The organism is Phycicoccus sp., assembly GCF_035325325.1.
Classification (GTDB): Bacteria; Actinomycetota; Actinomycetes; order Actinomycetales; family Dermatophilaceae; genus Phycicoccus.
The window spans coordinates 81,149-104,421 of sequence record NZ_DAOLAC010000010.1 but is presented as its reverse complement, the minus strand read 5'-3'; the positions used below and the strand labels follow the sequence as shown (position 1 = coordinate 104,421).

Below are 23,273 nucleotides of genomic sequence, written 5' to 3'. Positions count from 1 at the left end.
CGGTCAAACCCGGAGAACTCTCACTCGAAGTGGACCAACTTGTGGGGGCTGGACACTGTGGAACTGATTGGCTCGGTCTACACATGCACCAGCAACTGCAGGATTGACCGGTCGGCCGCAGACCAGCTAGGGAACGCCCAGCCGCCCACCGATCCGGCCCAGGGCTGATGAGCACCGCGTGCTGACGCTAACCAACGACCCCACACTCGGAACGACTTCAACGATCGGCCGCTACTTCGGAGTTGTCTCGGTTGTCCCGTCCTTCTTCTTCACTGTCTGGTCGTACCTGCTCTTGGTATCCCAACCGTGGGAGGGCCCGCCCGACCTCTCCGGGCTGACCACGGAGACGCCGGCAGAGGCAGCCGCTCTCGGCCTTGGGCTCATCCTGACTTCGTTGGTGATCGCCGTAGTCACCCATCCTCTCCAGTTCCTAGCCGTCCAAGCCTTGGAGGGCTACTGGGGGCCAGGAGCCCTTGGGTCGGCGATGCAAGAGCGACACATAGCTCGTCATCTTCGCCGCCGGCAGCAACTCGAGGAGTCGAAGGATTACGCCAACGACAGGGTGCGCCGGACCAAAGGCGGACTGGGGCTCAAGGCGGGGGACGACCTCAACTGGGCCGATGTGATGGATGCCGGCGGACTGGCTCCGCTGCTAGGTGCGAGCGTGCAATACCGCGCGACCAAAATCGCGCTGGGCACCTATCCGCAATTGCATGAGAATGTGATGCCTACAAGACTCGGAAATGTACTCCGCAAGTACGAGGGGGTCGCGGGGGGCGCGGTCGGTCTTGATTTGATTCTCTGGGCGAACCATATAGGCATGGTCGCTGAACCCTCACAGACGGCGTACGTTCAGGACCAGCGCAACGCAATGGACTTGGCCGTGCGAATGGTGGGCACGTGCTTGGCGATGTTCGGGCTCACATTCGTTCTGTACTGGCCGCACGGGGTATGGCTCTTGGTGGCGCTTCTGCCCCTCTGTGGCGCTTTCCTCTCCTACCGCGGCGCTGTAGCCGCGGCAGACAGTTACGGGCGAGCGTTGAGCGCATGGATCCAGCTGAACAGGTTCCGACTTTACGAGGCCCTGCAACTCCCGCCAGTTCGCGACGCACAAGAGGAGCGGGATCAGAACAGGGACCTTGAAGACCTTGCTCTCGGGCAGCCCGAGTACAGGGCGGCCTTTCGCAGAGCCGCCACGGTGTCTGGGCCGGCGGCCCTTCGACGGGCCTCCCGTACGCGACGCTGAATCCCGCCGGTCCCGCTATCCAGCGCTTGCCGGGCGCCGAGGCCTAGGCGCTTCTACCGCCAGGTCTTCGGGCGAGGACAGATGTCGCGTCACTTCGCCGCGTTGAGCTCAGCGTGGTGCCAGCAGGTGAGCAAGGTGGGTGCCGTTGGCCGGCAAAGCGATCCAACCTTCGATCTCGGCAGCTCGCTGGTCTTCGACAGGGATGGGGTCCGTCAGCCCAATCGCAGCTGCACGGGCTGTCAAAGAGGCGAGTACTGCATCGAGGGCATCGTCTGTTGCCCGGCAGAGGCTCTCATACGAGCCAAGATCGAGCCAGGGCGCGGCAATCAAGAGCTCGTCCACCAGTTCGCTGCGGCGGATCTTCGCTTTCGTGCCTTTGTAGCCCTTGTGGCTGAAGCCCCACCGAACCAGCGATGCGGCTGGGTACACCTCAGTGACAGGACCGCTGCCGGTACGAACAACTGGGTCGCCTAGTACCGCCAGCTGCGACAAGAGCGCGGCGCACCGCATGGTGGTTACTCCGATGCGGTCGCTCGAGACACTGAGTCCCTGAACCCCAGGAACGGTGCTCTTGACGTGCAGGTCAGTGACTCGAAAGGAGAGCCTTCTCCGCCAATCTGCCGCCAGGCCAGGCTCCACGTCGACATGGTCGTGCTGGTGCTTTGAGACGAATGCGACGAACTCTCTGGGCCAACCGAGCGGACAGTCAATTCCGGTCTTGTTTGCTGTGGCCATCCCTTGCAGCAGCGTTTCGTCTGAGGCTCCGACGGCGAGTTCGGTAACGCGGGCTCCGCCAGAGGTCCACTCCAGCCACGCGATGCCCGTCTTCTCGGGCTGCGCGGCTAGGTCAATCCCGAGCGTTTGCATCCGTCGAGGTTAGGTGACTCAGGGCGACTCGGAGTCGGGGTCGTACACACGCGTCCGCCACTTGGCTACGTACCAAACTGGGTCGGCTTGCGTCTCAGCGCCGCCAGTTGCCCGTCCGACCGACGAAGCGTTCTGACGACGGCTCGATCCGATCCCCGCGTGCACAATCGACGGCGGCCTATGGGCGGGACCCGAACGGCATTGCTGTTCCGGCAAAGTTGGTCGCTATCGGCGCAACCGCCCGCGGAGTCGACCGATGACGTAGCCAGCGATGGCAGCAAGGACGAACGTTGGCCTCATGCGGGCCTGTTGGGGCCGCTCGACCGCCGGTGGCCCCGAGGTTTGAGCGACATGCTGAGAGCTCTCCAGTGATTTCGCGCTTGGTCGCACTGCTTCGAAAATCATCGAAGCAACGATCGAGCCAAACACGGCTAGTCCGATGGCAGAGACGACACTCCATCGCTGGAGCTCAGCCTGACGCCTGACGTCGCGCACCTTCGCAGTGCCTTGGAAAGGGACTGCCTGACGCCAAGAAGCTAGGTCTGCACGCTCGACCGGTGGTCGGGCGTCAGTCACCTCCAGCCCCAGAGGGGTGCGTCCTGCGTCGACGGCTACGGCCATCGACCTCGGCCTGATGTACTCACCCCGGATGCCGCCCTCGATGCGGAACACGCCCAGTTGCTGACCAGCACCCGGAAAGTTGCCGACGTAGGGCATAGACCACCGCTCAACTGCGCCCCGGATGAAAACGTTCTCCGAGACAGAGACGACCGGGGCTTCTGCAGTGCCCTCGACCCGCATCCCTACGCCCCCGAACTCATCCTTTGGGGTTGAGGCCAAGCACGCCGGCAGGTCAGAGATGTCAATCTGGATGATTTGGACTCGGCCGTAGGTAGTGGTGGTTCCGTTACCCATGTTCTCGACGGAGAGTTCAGCCTCAGATAGGTTTCGCACCCCTCCCGGGGCCCCTGACACCTGCGCCCCCTGCAGTCGAGCAAGTCCTCCGACTAACAGGAACCCGTGAAAGTCATCACCGCCGCACATGCTCACTGAATAGGCCATGACTGGTTCGGAACCTCGACTGAGTGCGGAAGCGGTCACTTGCACCTGAACATCCGCTTCCACCGCTGAAGCAGGCTGTAAGAGCGCAACCCAGCCGTCGAAACCCCTCGACGGTGGCTCTGACACCAAAGCCGTCGACGAGGCGTAGTAGCCCAGCGCGGCGGCAACGCCACCGATGACGAGAACCCCCCAGACGAGGACCACTTGATGCTTGCGTGAACGCACCCGCACAGCATGCCGGCTGCCCAGGAGGAAAGCTCCAACGTGCCTGCCAGCGTCCGCGCCTCTAGTGGATCCTGCTTCCGCGGGACCCATCGGCGTCGGACGGTGAACACCCAGTGCCGCTGCGCCATCCACGCCGTCGAAGTTGCCATGAGCGCTCGCGGTCCGACATGCGGCCTATCCGCCGCGAGTCTGGTGAGTCTTTCCGCCGCGTGAGGGTGTTGTCGGCAGCTAAGTCCGCCCGGCGGGGCGGTCAAGGAGCGCGTTCCACGCACGGTCGAACCCACTTGCTCAGAGCGAATCAGTGGCTAGTATCCGGCGACGGGTCGGGGACTGCGGCGATCGGAGTTGGCTACGTGGTCGTCAGGGTTCTGGGCGTGGCCTACGTGCTGGCGATGACGGCCCTGATCGTGGGGTTGGCTTCCTTGGGCAGCTACGTTGCGGTCTCGGGCTCCCTATGGGTCGGGATTCCGCTCTTGGCTGTCGCCGCGTACGCCGGCGCCAACGCGGTCGTGACGGCGAGGTGGATCATGACGCCGTCTCGGCTGGCGTTCGACCCGGATGTCCTACGCATCTCATCGCCGGCCGTCCTGCGATCCGAGATCGTCATCCGGTGGGCCGACATCGACCTTGCGTGGCTCGGCCCGCGGGCCAGTTCCATCTCGCGCGACACCGCGGTCCTGGCCCCATTGGCCGTCCCGGTGAATGCCCAGCTCCGGCTCCTAGTTGCCGTTTCGCCCGAGGCGCGCCGCTGGGCGCCGCTGCTCCTTGAGCCAGTGGGTTCCTTGTACGGAACCGCTGGGGAGGTGCCTCGCAGCGGACGGTCCTACCGTGACCTTGGCTTGCGGGTGTTCTCATCCGAGGCGTTGACCCGCCTCGAATCAGAGTTGCGTATCCGGGACGTTCCCGTGGGCGGGCTTGGGGTGGCCAGGTGAGAGGCCCTGACGGCTTCCTCCGGCCCTCGACCAGTTGCCCGGGGGCGCCACAGGGTCTGACCTGAGGGTGGGTCCGGGTTGGGCGGGGCTGGCCGTCTCGCGACTTTCAGGACGACGGCCCGCACTGATGACTCAGCGAGGAGTGTCAGGCCCCATCCAGACCGAGGTTCTCTTGTCGTCCGCTCCAGGCGTCAAAGTGGCCACGTTGGACCAGCTCCCGTAGCTCGCTGACCCGCTGGCGTGGATCGGCGCCCTTGGGCAAGACCTCGCGATAGAGCAGCTGAAGCCGGTTGGGCGCCCACCCCAGTTCATCGCGGCGAGTCTCGAGCAGCACCCCTACCTTGTACTGCGACCCGAGGCTGAGCAGACGCTCGTAGAGAAAAGAGATCAGAGCCTCACCGAGTCCGTTCTCGCCTTCGCCATTGTCCCGCAGAAGGAGGCCGCGCTTGACCGCGCGCACCCGATAGTCACGGTCGCCGTGCGTCAACTTCCACTCGATCACGACTTAGTCAAACCGATGAGGGGGCAGAATCGCGGACGCCTCGCCTGCAGTCGCGCCGGTTCGACGGAGGCGGCCAAGGGTGCGTCATCGCGCGGCCTATCCGCCGCACCCGGAGGGTAGGTAGGGATGGGCGGCAAGCAGCTCATGAGTGGGAAGCAAGGTGTAGTCGCGCGGCTCGCGAGGCTGCTCGGCCACGACTTGCACGCTCGTCCACACTGATCACGTGGAGGCCTTGATCGCCGGATCACCCATCGCTCGGGCCGTGCTCGTCGCCAGCCTGGTGGCCCTCGCCGTCGGCGAGGTCTTCGTGCGGCTACGAAAGACGAACATCTCACAGAGCACACGCGTGGACCGCGGCAGCATCTTGGCCGTCGTCGCGGGCATCGCAGCAGGCGGCATCTTGGCCGGCTGGTTCTCCGCCACCGCCGAGGGGTGGGAGATCCCCGGCAGTTGGCTCCTCCTCGCCGTCGCGGTTCTCCTCATCTGGTGTGGAATCGCGCTTCGACAATGGGCCGTGCTCACCTTGGGTCCCTCCTTCACCGTCGTAGTCAGGGTGCGTGAGGATCAACGGGTGGTCGACGGCGGCCCGTTTCGGTGGGTGCGCCACCCCTCCTACACCGGACTGCTGATGACCGTGGCTGGGCTGGGGCTAGCTGTGGGCAATTGGCTGTCCCTTGCATCCTTGATCGTCCTGCCCTTCATCGGCATTGCAGCCAGGATTCGCGTAGAGGAGGCCGCCCTTCTTAGTTCGCTGCCCGGCTACCGCGAGTACGCCGCGGGAAGGGCCCGCCTAATCCCCGGGATTTGGTAGGCCCATCACCCCCAAGTCAACATGCGGCGCACGGACTCATCTCAAGATGCGTCATTGCGCCGCGAGATGGGCACCTCCTGAGGCGGAGCTACGCGTCGTCAAAGGCCCAGCAGAGACCGAGCAGGCATCCTGCGCAGAACAGGCCGGCAAGGAGGCCCTTCGCGTACTCGCCGTGTCCGACGTACTCGATGGCTAGGCCGCCTCCGGTGACAGTCCCCAGACCGAGAAGGAGCCAGACGCGAAAGTTGATCGATTCGCGCCTGTTCTTGTGGTCCGGCAACCTTGACCCCTCACACTCGGCGACCCGATGCGAGAAGAATGCCACTTCTTGCCCAGGGCCATCGGCGTTCCACGGTTCGGTTCACGGCCCTGTGTCCCTAGGCCAACGCGAGGGGCGGACCTGTGTCTGATTGCCGCCTGTGCAATTCCCGGGCCAACACCGATCCCAAGTGCGCCTCGCACTTTTGCCGAGTTGACCTCTACTAGGTCAAGGGCCTCGCTTCGCTCGGCCAGACCTGCGGGCGGCGCTGGCGCGCCGTCCTCGGTTCAACGCAGACGCACCTCGGTGGCTCAACCCCTTGTCAACCGGCAGCCGACTCTTGCAACGCACTGGGCCGGTGGCCCACGGCGAGTACCAAGCAATCATGGCTACGCCGGCCATGCAGGCGCGGCTGACCCGACCTACCAGCGCGTGGAGCAGTCCCCGGAGGTGGGCCAGAAGGCGGATGGCGGCGTACCGAACGTTGGCGACCCCCTTGTGGGCGACCCGGTCGGCCCATAGATTTCCGCCTGAGGCGTGGCTCGCGGGGGCCTCCTTGGAAAGGGAGCACGATGGGTCTTTTCTCGAGCCGAGGGCCGAAACTCCCTAGTTTCGTCGACCTACCTCTCACCGGGCTGCGCAGCCACCCAATGTGGCAAGCGGCTGCCGCGCGTGCGGGAGTCGACCTCGCCAACAGCCAACTTCTGTGGCGTGTTGACGAAGCGACGGTTATGGAAGGGCACACGCCAAGGACTGGCGCCCCGGCTCTGCTTATGGGGGACGGATCACGAATCGCGATCGCCCTGCCGTCCGAACGCGAGGTCACGGTCCTGGCGCGCGACGTTTCCATCGCGCAACTTCAGACGCAACGCTCGGGCCGTTTTCAGATCGTGTTCGGTCCGCTGCAACGGATGGACGTGTGGATGCTGGAGGGCCTCAGTGCGGAAACCGAGGAGGGACGCCTCTTCGGCAACACCATGCTCAACTTCCTGCGTGGAACGCTCTCCCAAGAGACCACGACGACCTCAGATGCCGTCTTGAATTCTGGGGCACCCCCGGCTTCCTGGCGTCCACCCGAGGTCACGTCGGCACTCATGACGGAAGCACGCGCCTTCATGGAGCAGTGGACCAGCATCGTCGGACAGGCGAGCGATGACGTGTTCTGGGAGGCGCTCGAGCGATTCGGCCGGATCGGTGACGCGACGCAAGGACCCAATCTCGACTATTCAGGGACAAACTTCGGCGAACTGTTCCAACGTCCATGGCAAACGTGGGCGCGGGTCAGTGAACAGGCCGTGGAGATGCGCGACTACGAACTCGCCGCCCGGATCTTCTTTTTCGCTTGGACCGTGGTCAACCAGGTCTCCTTCGACGTGGCCGCCGCGCGACGATGTGGTTATGTCGTGCCGTCCGACGAGAGCTACCGTCTCATCGCCCAGCACGCCCAAACTGCGGCGACCCGCGCTCCGGGTGACTTCTCCGTGGTGGAACGGACAATTCAAGCGCCAGTGACGAAGGGCGCACTCCTCGCGGGTCTGCAGCAGCTGCTAGGCGATGGCCCCCTCGCAACCGGTGGCGACTGAGCGCACAGAGAGCGCGTGATGAACGAGAACGAGCTGCTGCAGTGGGCGGCCACGTGTGAGGCCAGCGGGGATCAAGGAGGCGCAACGGCGGCATACCGCCAAGCCGACGAACTTGGCAGCGCTGACGCCGCCGTTCTGCTCGGTCAAGTTCTGCATAGAACTGGCTACGACCAGCTCGCTCGCGAGGCATTCGCTCGCGGCGAGGCTCGGGGCCACCGTGAAGCGGCCATGTGCCTTGGCAATTTGCTAAACGACTCAGGAGACGCCAGTGCCGCCCGGGAGGCCTACGAACGCGCCATCGCTGCAGGCAGCACCATGGCCGTGCTGAACCTCGGGCTGATGCTGGCGCAGAACGGGGAAACCGAAGCAGCCAAGAGGTATTTGCTCGACGCTCGAAGCAACGGCGACACCGAGGCATGCTGGGCGATCGGCCGGGTGCTCGAGACGGAGGGCGACCTGGAGACGGCGGCCGTGTACTACAAGGAGGGAGCCGACGCGGGCGACGCTAACGCGGCCTATGGTCTGGCCTCGACTCGATACGGACTAGGCGACGTTGACGGGGCGCTGGACGCCTTTCGTCGCGCGCGCGACCTAGGTCACGAAGGTGCGGGCACCATGATCGACCTCCTCGGCGGCAACTACGCGGTACCGGAGCAGGTAGTCGAGACCAGCGAGCCAACCAAGGGGTCCGACGGCTGGTCACACTTAGTCGCCCTGTGGGAGGTCCTCGCCGACGCGCGTCGCGCGCTCAGTGAATCATGGTTGGCCGATCAGACGATTCTTGAGACCCTCCAAGCACAGGCCGTCGCCCTGGAACACGCCGTGGCAGAGCGATCCGAACAGCTTAATAACGTCTGTAAGGAGTTCGGCACGCCCCGGCCGCCGCGAACGGGGCGGGGCAGCTTCTTGACAACCGCGTTGAGTCATGACCCGGACAACTGGGTCTCTCGCCCGCAACCGGGAAGCCCAATGCAGCTCTCCGCCATTCATGCTCAAGCCTTCGACGCGGATATCAGGACTGCGTGGGCCTCCCTCCGGCAGGCCCGTGACAAACTCTTCTCCAGCGCCCCAAGGAGAGAAGGCGCCGAAGCCTTGGGCCGTTTCGCGCGACGCCTAGGGGCCATGGAAGCAGCGCTCGACAACGCCGTGTCGCGCCGCGTAGACGCCTCTGCCGCTCAGGAGCGCCACGCAGCTAGATTGGCCGAGGAAGGAGTGCAGAAACTTGCCCCGGCACGGGAAACGGCAGCGACGGTGGTTCGCGGACTCCCGCCAATCCTCCAACCCTGGGCCAGCGAGATCTGGCAGAGCTGGCTGCCTCCGGAGCCAGGTACCCGACTCAGGCACGCACTTGGAGGATCCCTCTCGCCCCGCGCCGACCCGCAGCTAGGGCCGAATGCGACATTCGGTGCGGAGATTGCCCTCCCGTGGGCTACAACCCTTCACGAGAACCTCATCGCCCGCAGCACCGACCAGGAAGCTTTGTCGGCCTTCGTGCGAAGCCTGATGCTGCGCCACCTCGTCTCCGTCGCACCAGGCGAGCTGCAGATGTGCATCTTCGATCCCGTCGGCTTGGGTCAGTCAGCTGGAGACCTCCTCGACCTAGCCGAGTACGACGCGGACCTCATCGGGGGAAAGGTCTGGACATCGGCCGAGGACCTCGAAACAAGGCTTCAAGAAGTTTCAGCGCACATCGAACTGGTCGTTCAAAAATACCTGCGAACCACCTACGCCTCGATCGATGAGTTCAACGCAGACGCCGGCGAGGTTGCGGAACCCTACAGACTGGTGGTGCTGTTCGGCTTCCCCCAGGGCCTGACCGAAAGGTCCATGGAGCGCCTCAAGAACATCGTCCGAAACGGGCCGAGGTGCGGGGTCTACACGCTCATTGCACACGATCCGTCGAGCGCTTCCCCCCACGGTGTCCGACCCGGCGAGGTCGAGCAGCTTATGACACGCCTTGACTTGTCGGCCAGCTTCACTGAAAGCGTGAACGGCTACGCCCTTGCCCTTGCCTTCCGTCACGAGAGCTTGCCACGTGCAGACAGCAACGCGAAGCGAGTTGTCGACCTCGTGGGTAGGGCAAGCATCGAGCGTTCTCAGTCGGCAGTCTCATTCGAGAAGACCTTCGGCCTGTACAGCAATTACGTTGCCCGAGGGCTGCGACCAGAGCTAGGGTCCGCCGCCATCTCGACCCGAGCGTCCGACCCATCGACATGGTGGATGGACGACAGCGCGCGAGGACTGTTCGCCCCCATCGGACAGAAGGGCGCACGCGACGTCGCCATCCTCGGGTTCGACTCCACAGACCACGCTGGCGCGCTGCTAGTTGGACGGCCCGGCTCAGGAAAGTCGACCCTCCTACACACCTACATCGCAGGACTGACCACGCTCTACGGCCCCGAAGAGCTGGAGCTGTACTTGATCGACTTCAAGGAGGGCGTTGAGTTCAAGGCGTACGCCGAGCACAAGCTTCCTCACGCGAAGGTCATCGCGATCGAGTCTGATCGTGAGTTCGGCTTCAACGTCCTCGAATCCGTGCAGAAGGAGATCAGCCGCCGGGCCGAACTCCTGCGCGCAACCGGAGGTGGCCACACCGGCGTCGAAGGGCTGCGCGCGAGCACAGGCGACAAGGTGCCTCGGATCCTGCTTCTCTTCGACGAGTTCCAAGTGCTCTTCACCAGAAATGACGCATTGGGTCAGGCCGCCGCTGACCGCCTGGAGTCGATCATCCGCCAAGGTCGTGGCTTCGGGGTTCACGTGCTTCTCGGGTCTCAGAGCGTGGCCGGACTCGACGCGCTCGGGGCGCACGTCCTGCGGCTGCTCCCGGTTCGCCTCTTGCTGCCTGCGTCGGAGCCGGACGCGCGTGCGGTCCTGGGTGAGGGGAATCCGGCCGGAGACTACCTCACCGTACGCGGCGAGGGCGTCCTGAACGGATACGGAGGCGCTGTGCAAGCCAATGAGCGGTTTCGAGGAGCCCTGCTACCGGAGTCTGATCGCGTGGCGAGGATCCGAGCCATGCGATCGCGAGCTGATGCAATCGGCCTCGGCCGCACCCCGATTGTCTTCGAGGGCAGCAGCCTGCACCCCTTGGATCAGCAGGCGTCGAGTTCGTTCCGTGAAGAACTCGCCGCGACCGGAGCGGCGCCCGTGAGAATCCGTGTGGGCGTCCCCATGACCGTCGGTGAAGTAGGAGACATCTCGCTTCTTCGTGAAATGGGTTCGAACGTTCTCGCCGTGGTTCGGGGAGGGGAGAGCCTGGGAGATGAGTTCGAACCCGCTGCGGGGCCTGCCTACGGGCTACTTGTCGCAGCCGTCGCATCGGCGTCAACGTCGGCTGGCGCAATCGACATCGTCGACTTCATGCCGGTCGACGACGGGCTAGACACGCGGCTCGAACCGCTGCTCGAAGTGGGCCGAATCTCTTTGCGTCGCAGGCGCGCCTTCCCAGATGTCGTCGCGTCATACCTGTCCGAAGTACGAAACCGCATCGAGTCGGAAGACCCGAAACGGCCGGCAAGAGTCCTGTTCCTGTTCGGGATCCATCGGGCACGAGAACTCGATCCGGATGTCACCAGCCTCGACACGGATCAAGACCTCCTCGATGGACTCGAGAGCATCCTGCGTGACGGTCCCGAGGTGGGCATCCACACCTGCCTTTGGGCCGACAGCGTCTCGGGCGTGGCCAGACGGATGACGCCGCGAATGATGCGCGAGATGGGCTGGAGGATCGCAGGTCGGATGAGCGCCGATGACTCGCAGAATCTGATCGGCTCCGGGTTGGCTACGCAGCTGCGCGATAACCAGCTGGTGTTGGTCAACGACGACCGAGGATCATCAACCCGCCTAACTGGTTTCGCTCCACCTTCGCGCTTGTGGTTATCGGAAGTAATCCAAGATCCGTCATGAGACATCTATTGGAGAAGCCATGTCAGGCGTAGTCGCAGACCCCGAGAAGCTCAAGCAGTTCGCTAGGTCCCTCAGCACCTCGGCCGACCAGCTACAACAGATCGCCCGCTCCTTGGCGAGAGCCTTGGAGAACTCGGGTTGGGACGACTCGGAGCGCCGCCGATTCGAGCAGGACTACAAACAGACCGTCAGGACGCTCAATCAGTTTACCGAGAAGCTCAAGGGCCAGTACGTCCCGACGATCCAGAAGAAGGCCGCGGCCCTCGAGCAATACCGGCGGAGTTAGTCGTGGTCGAAGTCCGCACACGAGAAGACGCGATCATTGCGGTGGACAGGGCACTGGTCCAGTGGGGCCCGAGCGTCAGTGGCGTCCTGACCCAAGCCATTGCCATCACGGGAGGGGCTGAAGCCCACGCGAGCGACGTGCTGCGGCGATGTACCGCGAAGATTGCAGCGTTGGAGGGCCTACACCGGGCAGCGACTGGTGACGAGAGACGACGAATCGAACTCGAGCTGACGAAGGCCCACGACTCCCGGGCCCGGGCAGACCGGGCGCACGCACGAGTCGTCGCCGTCAGAGCTCAGGTCGCCATGCTTACTCGAGCACATTCGGCGGAGTCGGAGCCCCATGTCGCCAGCGCCCGAGCGACGCTTAGCCGCATGCTGCACGGTCTCCAACAATATCGGGGAGGCGGGAGCACTCATCCGGACCCTTATCCCGACGCCAGGACTGCTGCGCCCCCAAACGCCGGCAGCGAGCCGTTTGCACCCCTGAACCTTCAAGACGTGAATGTGGAGGCAGCTGACCTTGACGACACTCCGATCGTCGGACCCTTCGGCCGGGGAGGCGCGTCTCGGGCGGATTACCGATGGGCGGTACAAACGTGGGCTGATGTCGTCGAGCCCGGCATTCGCAGAGGCCTAAAGCGGGAGGACTTCGCACAGCGTGACGCCAACAATCGCTCTTCTCCATTGCGGCGAACGGCAGACGTTTACGACCTCTTCGTGGGGAGCGACCGAATCCGCGTCGATCAACGGCCCGACGGGTCGCTTAACATCGTCAACGGCCGGCACCGGCTAGCCATCGCGCGAGAACTTGGCATCCACACCCTGCCCGGCCAGGTGTCCTGAATGTCGCTGTCTTTGGGCCCACACGCTTCCATGGCCTCCGATATCACGCGCACCTTGGAGCGAGCCCTAATGGAGTCACGGAGCCACTGGAACGACTCGACGAGAATGCGATTCGACCAAAGGTACGCGGAGCCACTCGTCGCCCACGGCCGCAGGCTGGGCAGAGCCTTGACCGCCTGCGAGATAGAGCTGTCCCTCGCCCTGCGTGATGTCGAACAAGCTGAGCGTGAAATGCCTGCAACGAATTGGTAGGTGATCGACGCTCTCCCACAGGCGCGGCCGCAGAGGGGTACCATGCGGCCGTTGAGGGCGAGGCATTGGCCGGTCTTAGGATCGCGAACTAGGCCCACGTTATGACCGCGACGGCTACGACGTAAATCGCAGCACGCGATTTCTGCCATTAACCACCGCCGTACGACCCTCCGTGAGATTCGCTCCGGTCAAGGGCGACCTTCAGCGAGGTCTCTCGATATTCAAGATCGTAGTGGAGCACCCCAACGGGACGGCTGCAGGATGAGGAACTGCCCGAGACCGACAAAGAGGCGGAAGAGTAAGGGCTGGCCGAGGTCGGCAGCTACGCCACCGGCGGAAAGGGCTTCACTTGTCGAGAGCTGGTTACTACCCACTCGGGGATGAAGAGGCAGATTTCGAAGTTAGCGAGGCATGAGAGGTGTCATTCGGGGTATCGACGGTGGTGCGTTCGGTTCCGGCGGCCTACTGCCCCAGTCGAGCGCCACGCGGATGGAGGGTCCAACGTGACCCTGTCGCTCAAGACGACAAACCGTTCCTCCGCGTGCTGGGGACACATGTGGGGTCACATCTGCCACGGAACGACGACGAGACGCCACCGCCATTCGCAGGCGTTTCCGCAGTTCAGCCCCCGACCGGGTCCTTGGCAAGCACGGCGCCTCAGCACTCCGTAGGTTGTGGGTTCGAGCCCCACGGGGCCCACCAAAGCCGCAGGTCAGCACCGGTGCGACCTTTCGTCCCACGGTCTCGGCACCATCAATCGGGCAAGATGTGGGGCAACGTGCGCCACGTCGACGGGTCCTCGGGTCGGCTCCCGACAACCCCGGCCCCAGGGCGTGGCCGGCGTGCCCGCCGATGGGCCGGGGCGACCACGCCGGTAGGGTCGCGAGACGCGGGGGATGCGGGCTGCGAGCCGTCGCTGCCGTGCGCCCGCCACCCGGACCCAGGAGAACCATTGGTCAACGTGATGCTCGCCGGCGGGCTCGCGCTGCTCGTGTCGCTGCTCGGCACACCGCTGTTCATCCGGTTCCTCGTCCGCCGCGGCTACGGGCAGCCCATCCACGACGACCTCACGCTGCACCACGTCAAGCGCGGCAAGCCGACGATGGGCGGCGCGGTCGTCATCGGCGCGGCGCTCGTCGGCTACTTCGGCTCGCACCTGCTCCTCCTGGGACTGGACGCCGGCGACCTCGCCCGCGTGACGACCAGCCCCGTCTCCGTCAGCGCGCTCCTCGTCCTCTTCCTCCTCGTCGGGCTCGGGGCGGTCGGCTTTCTCGACGACTTCACGAAGATCCGGGCCGAGCGCAGCCTCGGCCTGACGTCACGGCAGAAGCTCGCCGGGCAGACGCTCGTCACCGTCGTCTTCGCGGCCCTCGCCCTGTGGCTGACCGACGAGCACGGCAAGGCACCGGCCTCGACCGCGATCTCGTTCGTCCGCGACACCCGGCTCGACCTCGCCTTCGCAGGGCCGGTCGTCGGGTCGCTCCTCTTCCTCCTCTGGGCGAACCTGCTCATCACCGGCGCCTCCAACGGCGTCAACCTCACCGACGGGCTCGACGGGCTCGCCATCGGCGCCTCCGTCATGGTCTTCGGCGCCTACACGATGATCAGCCTCTGGCAGCACAACGCGAGCTGTTCCCTCGCACCGGGACCCAGCTGCTACCCGGGGTCCGACGCCCTCGACCTCGCCGTCGTCGCGGCTGCCGTCGCCGGTGCCTGCTTCGGCTTCCTCTGGTGGAACGCGGCACCGGCGTCGATCATCATGGGCGACACCGGCTCCCTCTCACTCGGCGCCGCCCTCGCCGGGCTCGCCGTCCTCACCCGCACCGAGCTGCTGCTCGGCGTCCTCGGCGGCCTCTTCGTCATCGTCACCCTGTCCGTCATCATCCAGGTCGTGAGCTTCAGGACCCGGGGCAAGCGGGTCTTCCGGATCGCGCCGCTGCACCACCACTTCGAGGTGGTCGGCTGGGCCGAGATCACGATCGTCATCCGGTTCTGGATCGTCGCCGGCATCTGCGTGCTCGCCGGACTCGGCCTGTTCTACGGCGAGTGGGTCGTCACCACCTAGCCCGCCACCCCGACCGCGGCCGGGCGGTCGGCCGGGCGGCGATCCGAGGCTTCAGGCGAACGTCGTGTACGAGAACGCGGGGCTGTCACCGAGCGCGTCGAGCGCGGCGAGGTCCTCGAGCGTCGGCTCCCAGAGGCCGGCCTCGGCGTTGGCCCGCACCTGCTCCGGGCGGGTCGCGCCGCTGATGACGCTCGCCACCGCGGGCTGCGCGACCAAACCGCCGACGGCGAGCTGGAGCATCGAGATGCCGTGCTCGCGGGCGAACGACTCCAGCGCCTCGATGCGGTCCCAGTTCGCCGACTCCAGCCGCGAAGCCTGGCTCGACGCCGCGAGCCGCGTCCCCTCAGGCGCCGACTCGCCGCGCCGGTACTTGCCGGTGAGCAACCCGTACGCGAGCGGGAAGTACGGCAGCAGGCCGACGCCCACCTCCTCGCACGCCGGCACCAGCTCGGCCTCGGCGAGGCGGTTGTAGAGCGAGTACTCGTTCTGCGCGGAGACGAATCGCTGCGTGCCGCTGGTGCGGGCCACCCAGTCGGCGTCGACGACCTGCCACGCCGACAGGTTCGAGGAGCCGAGGTAGCGCACCTTCCCCTCGGTGACGAGTTCGCTCATCGCGCCGAGGGTCTCCTCGACCGGCGTGATCGGGTCGGGGCGGTGCAGCTGGTAGAGGTCGATGTGGTCCGTGCCGAGCCGGCGCAGGCTCGCCTCGACGGCCCGGCGCACGTAGCGCCGGGACCCGTGGGCCCCGAAGTGCTCGGCGTAGTGGTCGCCCATCCCGAACTTCGTCGCGACGACGACGGACTCGCGCCGCGACCCGAGGGCCCGACCGAGCAGCTCCTCGCTCGCGCCGTCGCCGTAGGAGTCGGCGGTGTCGAACAGGGTGACGCCGGCGTCGATCGCGGCGTCGACGACGGCACGCGTCTGCTCGGCGTCGATGCGGGAGCCGAAGGCGTTGCAGCCCAGCCCGACCACGGACACCATGAGGCCGCTGTCGCCGAGGGGCCGGTAGCTCGAGTCACTCATCCCCCGACCCTACGAGCCCGAGCGTCGTACAGGAGCCCGCGGCGCACGAGGGCCTTCTCACCCTCGACGGCCGCCGGGACCACGAGGGCCAGCCCGACGCAGACCACCAGCTGCCGCGCCGACAGCCCGCCGGTCTGGAAGACCCCTTGGAGCCACGGCAGGTAGACGACCGCCAGCTGGAGCCCGACGGTGAGGACGACCGCGCCGAGCAGCGCCGGGTTGGTCGCGAAGCGCCGGCCGAAGGAGGGCTGGGTCTCCGAGCGGACGGCCAGGGAGTGGCCGAGCTGGGCGAGGACGAGGACGGTGAAGACGACCGTCTGCCAGTTCTCCGCGCCTTCGAGTCGCGCCCAGCCCATCCCGGCCAGGGAGACCCCGCCGATGAGCAGGCCGACCCAGGCGATGTGCCACGTCACCCCGTGGGCGAAGATGCTCTCCTCCGGAGGCCGCGGTGGCCGGCGCATCACCGTGGGCTCGGCCGGCTCGCGGGCGAGGGCGAGTCCGGGGAGCCCGTCAGTCACGAGGTTGATCCAGAGGATCTGCAGGGGCAACAAGGGGAGCGGCAGGCCGAGCAGCGGCCCGAGGAACATCACCCAGATCTCGCCGGCGTTGCTCGTGAGCGTGTACTTCACGAAGCGGCGGATGTTGTCGTAGATCCGTCGCCCCTCGCGCACCGCGCCGACGATCGTCGCGAAGTTGTCGTCGAGCAGCACCATCGCCGATGCCCCCCGGGCGACGTCGGTGCCCCCGGCCCCCATCGCCACCCCGATGTCGGCCTGGCGCAACGCCGGTGCGTCGTTGACGCCGTCACCGGTCATGGCGGCCACCTGACCCTGCGCCTGGAGTGCGCGCACGATGCGGATCTTCTGCGCCGGGTCGACGCGCGCGTAGACCCGAGCGCCGAGCACCCTGGCCTCCAGGGCCGCGTCGTCCAGGTCGGCGAGGTCCTGCCCGGTCAGCACGTCGCTCGCGTCGTGGTAGGGCTCGGCGACCCCCACCCGCTCGGCGATCGCGTGGGCGGTGACCGGGTGGTCGCCCGTGATCATCACCGGGACGATGCCCGCCGCACGACACTCGGCGACGGCCGCGGCGGCCTCCGGGCGCGGCGGGTCGAGGAGGCCGACGAGGCCGAGCAGCGTCATTCCCCCCTCCACCTCGCGCAGGTCCTCGGGCAGCCGGTCGAGGTCGCGCCGCGCGACGGCGAGGACCCGCAGGCCGGCAGCCGCCATCGTCCGGGCGCGCTCGTCGGCCTCCCGCCGGAGGCCCTCGTCGAGGACGCACCTCGGCATCAGCGACTCCGGGGCTCCCTTCGCGAAGGCGACGTACCGGTCGGCCGACCCGGCCGATCCGGCCGACCCGCGGGCGTGCAGGGTGAGCATCCGCCGCCGCTCGGCGTCGAAGGGGAGCTCGCCCACCCGCGGGCGCGCCGGGCCGGTGGCGGTCCGCGCGGCGTGGCGCAGCAGGGCCACCTCCGTCGGGTCGCCCCGGGCGTCATCGTCGCCGTCCCCGAGGACGGCGTCCGTGCAGGCGACGAGGGCCTCGGCGAGCCCGTCGGTGTCGCCCGACGGCGTCCACACGGCATCGACGGCCATCCGGTTGCGGGTCAGCGTGCCGGTCTTGTCCGAGCAGATGTGGGTGACCGACCCGAGGGTCTCGACGGCCGGGAGCCGGCGCACGAGGGCCTGCTGTCGCACCATGACGGCCGCCCCGAGGGCGAGCGAGATCGTGACGACCGCCGGCAGCGCCTCCGGGACCGCGGCGACCGCGAGGCTGACGGCGGTGAGCAGCATGACCACGGGGTCCTCACCCCGCAGCAGTCCGGCCACGAAGACGACGGCCGAGATGACCACCACCGCCGCGGCCAGGCGTGTCGAGAGGTGAGCGAGCCTGCGCTGCAACGGGGTCCGCACGTCATCGGCCCCGATGATGAGTTCGGCGACCCGGCCGATCTCGGTGTCCGAACCGACCGCGACGGCGAGACCCACACCACGCCCGGAGGTCACCTCGGTGCCCCGGTGGGCCATGCACGAGCGGTCGCCCACGGGGACCGCCGTGCCGTGGACGGGACGGGTGCCCTTGGTGACCGGCACCGACTCCCCGGTCAGGGCGGCCTCCGCGACCGAGAGGGAGGCGGCCTCGACGAGGCGCAGGTCCGCGGGCACGAGGGCGCCGGCCTCGAGGAGCACGACGTCCCCGACCACGACCTCGGCCGAGTCCACGCGCGTGGGCCGACCCCCGCGCAGGACCTCGGCCTGCGGCGCGGACAGCGCTCGCAGGGCCTCCAGCGCGTGCTCCGCGCGCAGCCCCTGCACCACGCCGATCGCCGCGTTGAGGACGAGGATGACGACGATGGCGATCGTGTCGGCCAGGTCGCCGACCAGGCCCGAGACGACGGCGGCGGCGAGCAGCAGCAGGATCATCACGTCGCGGACCTGCTCCAGGAGGAGGTCGCGCAGCCGCCGGCCACCTCGCTCGGGGACCGTGTTCGGGCCGTCGCGGGCGAGCCGCCGAGCCGCCTCCTCGGGGTCGAGGCCGAGAGCGGGGTCGACCCCGAGCCGCCCGGCGGCCTCCGCCACGGACACCGCGTGCCACGGGGCGGACGTCACGGGCGACGCCGCGGTCACACTCCCAGCGTGCACCCCCCGGGCTCGCCGGTGAACACCGCGAGGATGTGGTGTCGACGACCCCGGCGGACGCCGCTCAGAGCCGGACGACCATCTTGCCGGTGTTCTCGCCGCGCAGGACCCCGAGGAAGGCGTCGACGGCGTTCTCGAAGCCGTCGACCGAGGTCTCCCGCAGCGAGAGCGTGCCGTCGGCGAGCCAGCCGGCCGCGCGGCGGAAGTACTCGCCGGCGAGGTCGTAGTGGTCGCCGACGAGGAAGCCCTGGATCCGGCCGCGGGTCTGGATGAGGCGCGCGAGGTTGCGCGGGCCGGGTGCGGGCTCGGTGTCGTTGTAGACCGAGATCATCCCGCACACCGCGATCCGGCCGCCGAGCCGCAGCGACCCGATGGCCGCCTCGAGGTGCTCGCCGCCGACGTTGTCGAAGTAGACGTCGATGCCGTCCGGCGCGAGCTCGCGCAGGTGGTCCGAGACGCGGCCGTCGCGGTACGAGAACGCGGCGTCGAAGCCGAGGTCCTCGGTGAGGTGGCGGACCTTCTCCGGGGAGCCGGCCGAGCCGATGACCCGCGAGGCGCCGAGGGCCCTGGCGATCTGGCCGACCGCGCCGCCGACGGCGCCGGCCGCACCGGAGACGAAGACGACGTCACCCTCCTCGAGGGACGCGGTGCGGGTCAGGCCGGCGTAGGCGGTGAGCCCGGTCATCCCGAGGACGCCCAGGTAGGCGGATGCCGGTGCGACGGAGGCGTCGATGACGCGAGCCTCCGACGCGTCGAGCACGGCGACCTCGCGCCAGCCGAGCCCGTGGAGGACGTGGTCACCGACGGCGAACCCGTCGGCGCGCGACTCCTCGACCACGCCGACGGCGCCGCCGGTCATCGCCTCGCCGACCGCGTACGGGGCGGCGTAGGACTTGGCGGCGCTCATCCGGCCGCGCATGTACGGGTCGACCGAGAGGACGACGTTGCGCACGCGCAGCTGGCCGTCGGCGAGCTCGGGGACGTCGCTCTCGGCGAGCTCGAAGTCCTCCGGGGTGGGCCACCCGGTCGGGCGGCTGCGCAGGCGCCACTCGCGCGCGGACGCGGTGGGGACGGACTCGGTCATCGGGGACCTCCAGGGTGTCGCGGAATCGTGGACCGGCAGGGTCCAACGACGCCGAGGCCGTCCGGTATGCCGTGACCTCGTTCACCTCGACCGCGGTCGCGGCGAGCGCGCAGGTCAGGACGCGTCGCGCTGGGCGCGGGCGGCGGCCACCTTCCGCTCGCGCTCGCGGCGCAGGCGCAGCTGGGGGTCGTCCGTGCCGAGCTGGGCGGGGCCGAAGACACTCGTCGTGACGTACCGGAACCGCCATCCGATGCGGTACAGGAGCGAGAGCCCCTCGGACGGCTGACGGGCCATGACATCCTCCATGTAGTTCGTGCACTAACTATTAGTTCACGATGCTACTCCGTCTTCGTCGTAGGATCGCACCGTGTCCACCGCGCGCCAGCCCGCACCCGAGGAGGCGGTCGACCTCCTCGCCCTCGACCGCCAGGTGTGCTTCGCCCTCGCGGTCGCGAGCCGCAACGTCATCGGCCTCTACCGGCCGCTGCTCGAACCCATGGGCCTGACCCACCCGCAGTACCTCGTCATGCTGGCGCTCTGGGAGGAGTCGCCGCAGCGGGTCTCGGAGATCGCCCGGCGCCTCAGCCTCGAGCCCGCGACCCTCTCGCCCCTGCTCAAGCGGTTGGAGGCCGGCGGCCTCGTCGAACGCCGCCGCGACACCGCGGACGAGCGGGCCGTCAGCGTCGGCCTCACCCCGGCCGGCCGGCGGCTGCGACGCCGCGCCGAGCAGATCCCGCCGGCCGTCATCGAACGGCTCGGGATGGACGCCCCCGCGCGGGGGGAGATCCGCGACCGGCTGGCCCGCCTCACCGCCGCCACCCGCCGCACCCCCTGACCGCGGACGGATTTCGCGGCGTCGGCGCCCGGCCGCTACCGTGGGGCCCGAAAGGGAGTAGTCCCCAATCGCCGTGTCGACACACTGACCCCCGGGTCCGGTACGGCGGGCCACCCTCGGTGGCGGACGAGACTTTCGGCCAGACGCACGTGCCCACCACCGGACGTGCCGGCCGAGAGGTCCGTCCCCGCGGCACTCCTCGTCCGGCACGAGGAAGAGCCCCCATCACATGTACGCGTTCCTGCTCAGCACCGCCGTGATCTTCGTCGCCGAGCTCGGCGACAAGAGCCAGCTCATGGCGATGACCTTCGCCACCCGCTACCGCGCCCGCGACGTCCTCCTCGGCATCACCGTCGCCACCGCCGTCGTCCACCTCGCGTCGGTCGGCATCGGCGCCGCGGTCGGCACCGCCTTCGCCGACTACCAGGGCGTCATCTCGGTCGTCGCCGGCGTGGCCTTCCTGGCCTTCGCCGCGTGGACGTTGCGCGGCGACGAGCTGACCGACGAGGAGGCCGACAAGGCCCGGCGCAGCACCGGCGCCGCCATCGTCGCCGTCGGCGTCGCCTTCTTCCTCGCCGAGCTCGGCGACAAGACGATGCTGGCCACCATCACCCTCGCCACCCAGGAGGGCTGGTTCGGCACCTGGGTCGGCAGCACGGTCGGGATGGTCGCCGCGGACGCGCTGGCCATCGGCGTCGGCGCGCTGCTCGGGAAGAAGCTGCCGGAGAAGGCGATCAAGTACGGCGCCGCCGCGCTCTTCGCGATCTTCGGCGTGCTGCTCGTCGCCCAGGGCCTCGGCTGGCTCTGACCCCCACCCACCCGGGAGCAGCCGCGCGAGGACCTGTCGCTCAGGCCTCGAGCGGCCCGGCGAGCGCCCCGCCGCAGTGGTAGACGTCGGGTCGACCGGGCCAGATCTGCCCGCCCTCGGCCATCGTCTCGTCGAGCTCGTTGCGCCACGTGCCCCGCTCGTCGACGAAGTACCGCGCGGCGTGGTCCCACAGCCGTCGGTACCAGGACTCCCAGTGCTCGTCGCCGGTGCGCCGCACCAGCGACGCCGAGAGCTGGATGCCCTCGCAGACCGGCCAGTGCAGCCGGACGTCGGCGACCGGCCGGCCGTCCCAGTCGACGGTGTAGACGAGGCCGGGCCGTCCGTCCAGGGCCCACCCGCCGTCGAGCGCGCGGCGACCGAGGGCTTCGGCGGCCTCGAGCAGCCAGGCCGGTGAGCCGACGAGCGGCGACGCCTCGAGCTGGAGGAGGAAGCGGGCCCACTCGAGCGAGTGCCCGAACGTCGCACCGTACGGCCGGAACGGATGCATCGGCTCGTCGCGGTTGTACTCGGGCAGGACCTCCCAGCCGGCCGTGTAGTGCTCCGGCAGCAGCCAGCCGTTCTCGCGGGCCGAGCGGTCGATGAGCCGCTCGGCCATGGCCAGCGCGCGCCGGTGCCAGACGGCGTCGCCGGTCGCCGTGCCCATCGCGAGGAACGCCTCGGTGCCGTGCATGTTGGCGTTGGCGCCGCGGTAGTCCTCGGGGTCGGACCAGTCCGCCGCGAACGACTCCTGGAGCGTCTCGGTCGCGGGGTCCCAGAGGCGCGTGTCGACCACGTCGACGACCTGCTCGAGCAGCGTTGCGGCCGAAGGGTGCCCGACCCCGAGCGCCGCCGACGCGGCCAGCCCGACGTGGACGTGGTCGTAGGTCGACTTGCGCGTCTCGACCCCGGGCTCGGTGAGCCAGCCGCCGTTGACGGTGTCGGCGTGCAGGCCGGTGAGCGAGGCCATCGCGTGGTCGAGGAGCTCGCCGGAACCCGGGATGCTGTGGCGCACGCCGGCACTCGCCGAGTAGGCCATTCGCGCCGTGAGGAACAGCAGCGGCCGGCGGCCGGGGAGCGGCGAGCCGTCGGCGCCGAGGTGGTGGAAGCCGCCCTCCGGCCGGATGGAGCGCAGCGCGAACGTCAGGACGTCGGTGAGCCCCCGGCCCAGCCACTCGCGGTGCGTCGGGGTGTCGAGCCAGGTCACAGGTCCTCCACGGTGAGGCGGTAGGTCATCGTCCGGGTCTCCCCCGGGCCGACGGTCACGGCGTCGTCGAGGGCGTTGGCCGCCTCGACGCAGACGAAGCGGGGCCACTGGTCGCCGACGTCGGCGACGCCGGGACCCTTCTCGGGGCCGGGGTTCCACACGACGCGGTCGGCGGCTCCCTCGGTCTCGACGCGCAGTACCCGGCCGAGGACGGGGTCGGTGACCGTGACCGGCGCGTCCGAGCGGTAGACGCGGTCGGTCTCGCCGGTGAGGACGAGGTCGCCGTCCTGCACCTCGTCGCGGCCGGTCACCTTGTCGTGGAAGGCGGCCCCGTCGAGCCCGCTGATGGAGACCTGCCGGACGTCGCCGACCGCGAGGTAGGCGTGCAGCGCCTCCTCGAGCTCGACCGGCTCCGCGCCGGTGTTCGTCGTGGAGAGCGACACCTCAAGCCGCGCGCCGAGACGGGCCACGAGGTCGAGCCGGTACGGGTGGGGCCACTGCGGGTCGGTGGCGTCGTCGGAGGTGAGCCGCATCCGCAGCGTCGTCTCGTGCGTGTCGACGTCCTCACCGACGAACGACCACACGGTGCTGCGGGCCCACCCGTGCGAGGGCGTCATCCTCCCCGAGCGGCCCGGCCCGAACCACGGCCAGCAGACGGGGATGCCGGCGTGCGGCGGGACGCCCGGCCGGACCGGGACCGACGGGTGGGCGAACAGGACCGGCGCGGCACGGAGCGGGGCCCAGCGCAGGACGAGGGCGCCCTCGTCGAGCAGCTCCCCCGTGCAGTCGCCACCGTCGACGGTGCGGCGGAGGGGGGCGTCGGCGCTCACGGCACCACCGTAGTG

Annotated in this window: 18 protein-coding genes; 9 read left to right on the top strand and 9 right to left on the bottom strand. The window is 68.2% G+C overall.

Annotation, left to right across the window (positions count from 1 at the left end; genetic code table 11):
• Positions 1-178 precede the first annotated feature (178 nt).
• Positions 179-1,246, top strand: a complete 1,068-nt coding sequence (locus tag PKA89_RS08715; RefSeq protein ID WP_324418593.1) for a hypothetical protein — start codon at positions 179-181, stop codon at positions 1,244-1,246.
• 108 nt (positions 1,247-1,354) lie between these two features.
• On the opposite strand, the gene PKA89_RS08710 is transcribed toward PKA89_RS08715, so the two are convergent.
• Together PKA89_RS08710 and PKA89_RS08705 are read right to left on the bottom strand one after the other, a co-directional pair.
• Positions 1,355-2,113: a DUF429 domain-containing protein gene (locus PKA89_RS08710; RefSeq protein ID WP_324418591.1), complete on the bottom strand. Its 759-nt coding sequence runs from the start codon at positions 2,111-2,113 to the stop codon at positions 1,355-1,357.
• Positions 2,114-2,338: 225 nt separating this feature from the next.
• On the bottom strand, positions 2,339-3,400 hold the full coding sequence (locus PKA89_RS08705; RefSeq protein WP_324418589.1) for a hypothetical protein: 1,062 nt from the start codon (positions 3,398-3,400) through the stop codon (positions 2,339-2,341).
• A 374-nt stretch (positions 3,401-3,774) separates the two neighbouring features.
• On the opposite strand from PKA89_RS08705, the gene PKA89_RS08700 reads away from it, so the two are divergent.
• Entirely contained in the window at positions 3,775-4,332 is a 558-nt protein-coding gene (locus PKA89_RS08700; RefSeq protein WP_324418587.1) for a hypothetical protein, read from the top strand.
• A 145-nt stretch (positions 4,333-4,477) separates the two neighbouring features.
• Here the strand turns inward: PKA89_RS08700 and PKA89_RS08695 are convergent, their stop codons facing one another.
• Entirely contained in the window at positions 4,478-4,834 is a 357-nt protein-coding gene (locus PKA89_RS08695) for a hypothetical protein (protein WP_324418585.1), read from the bottom strand.
• A 223-nt stretch (positions 4,835-5,057) separates the two neighbouring features.
• On the opposite strand from PKA89_RS08695, the gene PKA89_RS08690 reads away from it, so the two are divergent.
• The 5 genes from PKA89_RS08690 (at position 5,058) to mraY (ending at position 14,841) form a co-directional block, all read left to right on the top strand.
• Positions 5,058-5,645 (top strand): isoprenylcysteine carboxylmethyltransferase family protein, encoded by a 588-nt coding sequence (locus tag PKA89_RS08690; protein ID WP_324418583.1) that lies wholly within the window; start codon positions 5,058-5,060, stop codon positions 5,643-5,645.
• 831 nt (positions 5,646-6,476) lie between these two features.
• A complete protein-coding gene (locus tag PKA89_RS08685; RefSeq protein WP_324418581.1) occupies positions 6,477-7,487 on the top strand; it encodes a hypothetical protein in 1,011 nt (336 codons plus the stop codon).
• A gap of 18 nt (positions 7,488-7,505) precedes the next feature.
• Positions 7,506-11,393 carry an FtsK/SpoIIIE domain-containing protein gene (locus PKA89_RS08680; RefSeq protein ID WP_324418579.1) on the top strand — a complete coding sequence of 1,296 codons (3,888 nt, stop codon included), beginning with the start codon at positions 7,506-7,508 and terminating at the stop codon, positions 11,391-11,393.
• A gap of 19 nt (positions 11,394-11,412) precedes the next feature.
• Positions 11,413-11,679, top strand: a complete 267-nt coding sequence (locus tag PKA89_RS08675; RefSeq protein WP_324418577.1) for a hypothetical protein — start codon at positions 11,413-11,415, stop codon at positions 11,677-11,679.
• A gap of 2,049 nt (positions 11,680-13,728) precedes the next feature.
• Complete coding sequence (gene mraY / locus PKA89_RS08670) at positions 13,729-14,841, top strand: phospho-N-acetylmuramoyl-pentapeptide-transferase (protein WP_324418575.1); 1,113 nt, start codon at positions 13,729-13,731, stop codon at positions 14,839-14,841.
• 51 nt (positions 14,842-14,892) lie between these two features.
• Here mraY and PKA89_RS08665 read toward each other — a convergent pair whose 3' ends face one another.
• The 4 genes from PKA89_RS08665 to PKA89_RS08650 all read right to left on the bottom strand — a co-directional run bounded on the left by PKA89_RS08665 (position 14,893) and on the right by PKA89_RS08650 (position 19,875).
• Positions 14,893-15,864: an aldo/keto reductase gene (locus PKA89_RS08665; protein ID WP_324418573.1), complete on the bottom strand. Its 972-nt coding sequence runs from the start codon at positions 15,862-15,864 to the stop codon at positions 14,893-14,895.
• Positions 15,861-18,467: a cation-translocating P-type ATPase gene (locus PKA89_RS08660; RefSeq protein WP_324418571.1), complete on the bottom strand. Its 2,607-nt coding sequence runs from the start codon at positions 18,465-18,467 to the stop codon at positions 15,861-15,863. The genes PKA89_RS08665 and PKA89_RS08660 overlap by 4 nt, the downstream gene beginning before the upstream one ends.
• A gap of 94 nt (positions 18,468-18,561) precedes the next feature.
• The gene (locus PKA89_RS08655) at positions 18,562-19,581 is read right to left on the bottom strand and encodes an NADP-dependent oxidoreductase (RefSeq protein WP_324418569.1); all 1,020 of its coding nucleotides are present in this window, start codon (positions 19,579-19,581) and stop codon (positions 18,562-18,564) included.
• Between the two features lie 114 nt (positions 19,582-19,695).
• Positions 19,696-19,875, bottom strand: a complete 180-nt coding sequence (locus PKA89_RS08650; RefSeq protein WP_324418567.1) for a hypothetical protein — start codon at positions 19,873-19,875, stop codon at positions 19,696-19,698.
• Between the two features lie 73 nt (positions 19,876-19,948).
• Between PKA89_RS08650 and PKA89_RS08645 the strand changes: the two genes are divergently transcribed.
• Both PKA89_RS08645 and PKA89_RS08640 read left to right on the top strand, forming a co-directional pair.
• Positions 19,949-20,416 (top strand): MarR family transcriptional regulator, encoded by a 468-nt coding sequence (locus PKA89_RS08645; protein WP_324418566.1) that lies wholly within the window; start codon positions 19,949-19,951, stop codon positions 20,414-20,416.
• A 229-nt stretch (positions 20,417-20,645) separates the two neighbouring features.
• Entirely contained in the window at positions 20,646-21,224 is a 579-nt protein-coding gene (locus tag PKA89_RS08640) for a TMEM165/GDT1 family protein (RefSeq protein ID WP_324418564.1), read from the top strand.
• Between the two features lie 40 nt (positions 21,225-21,264).
• Here the strand turns inward: PKA89_RS08640 and PKA89_RS08635 are convergent, their stop codons facing one another.
• Together PKA89_RS08635 and PKA89_RS08630 are read right to left on the bottom strand one after the other, a co-directional pair.
• Positions 21,265-22,428 carry an AGE family epimerase/isomerase gene (locus tag PKA89_RS08635; protein ID WP_324418562.1) on the bottom strand — a complete coding sequence of 388 codons (1,164 nt, stop codon included), beginning with the start codon at positions 22,426-22,428 and terminating at the stop codon, positions 21,265-21,267.
• Entirely contained in the window at positions 22,425-23,258 is an 834-nt protein-coding gene (locus tag PKA89_RS08630; protein WP_324418560.1) for a D-hexose-6-phosphate mutarotase, read from the bottom strand. The genes PKA89_RS08635 and PKA89_RS08630 overlap by 4 nt, the downstream gene beginning before the upstream one ends.
• Between the last annotated feature and the right edge of the window lie 15 nt (positions 23,259-23,273).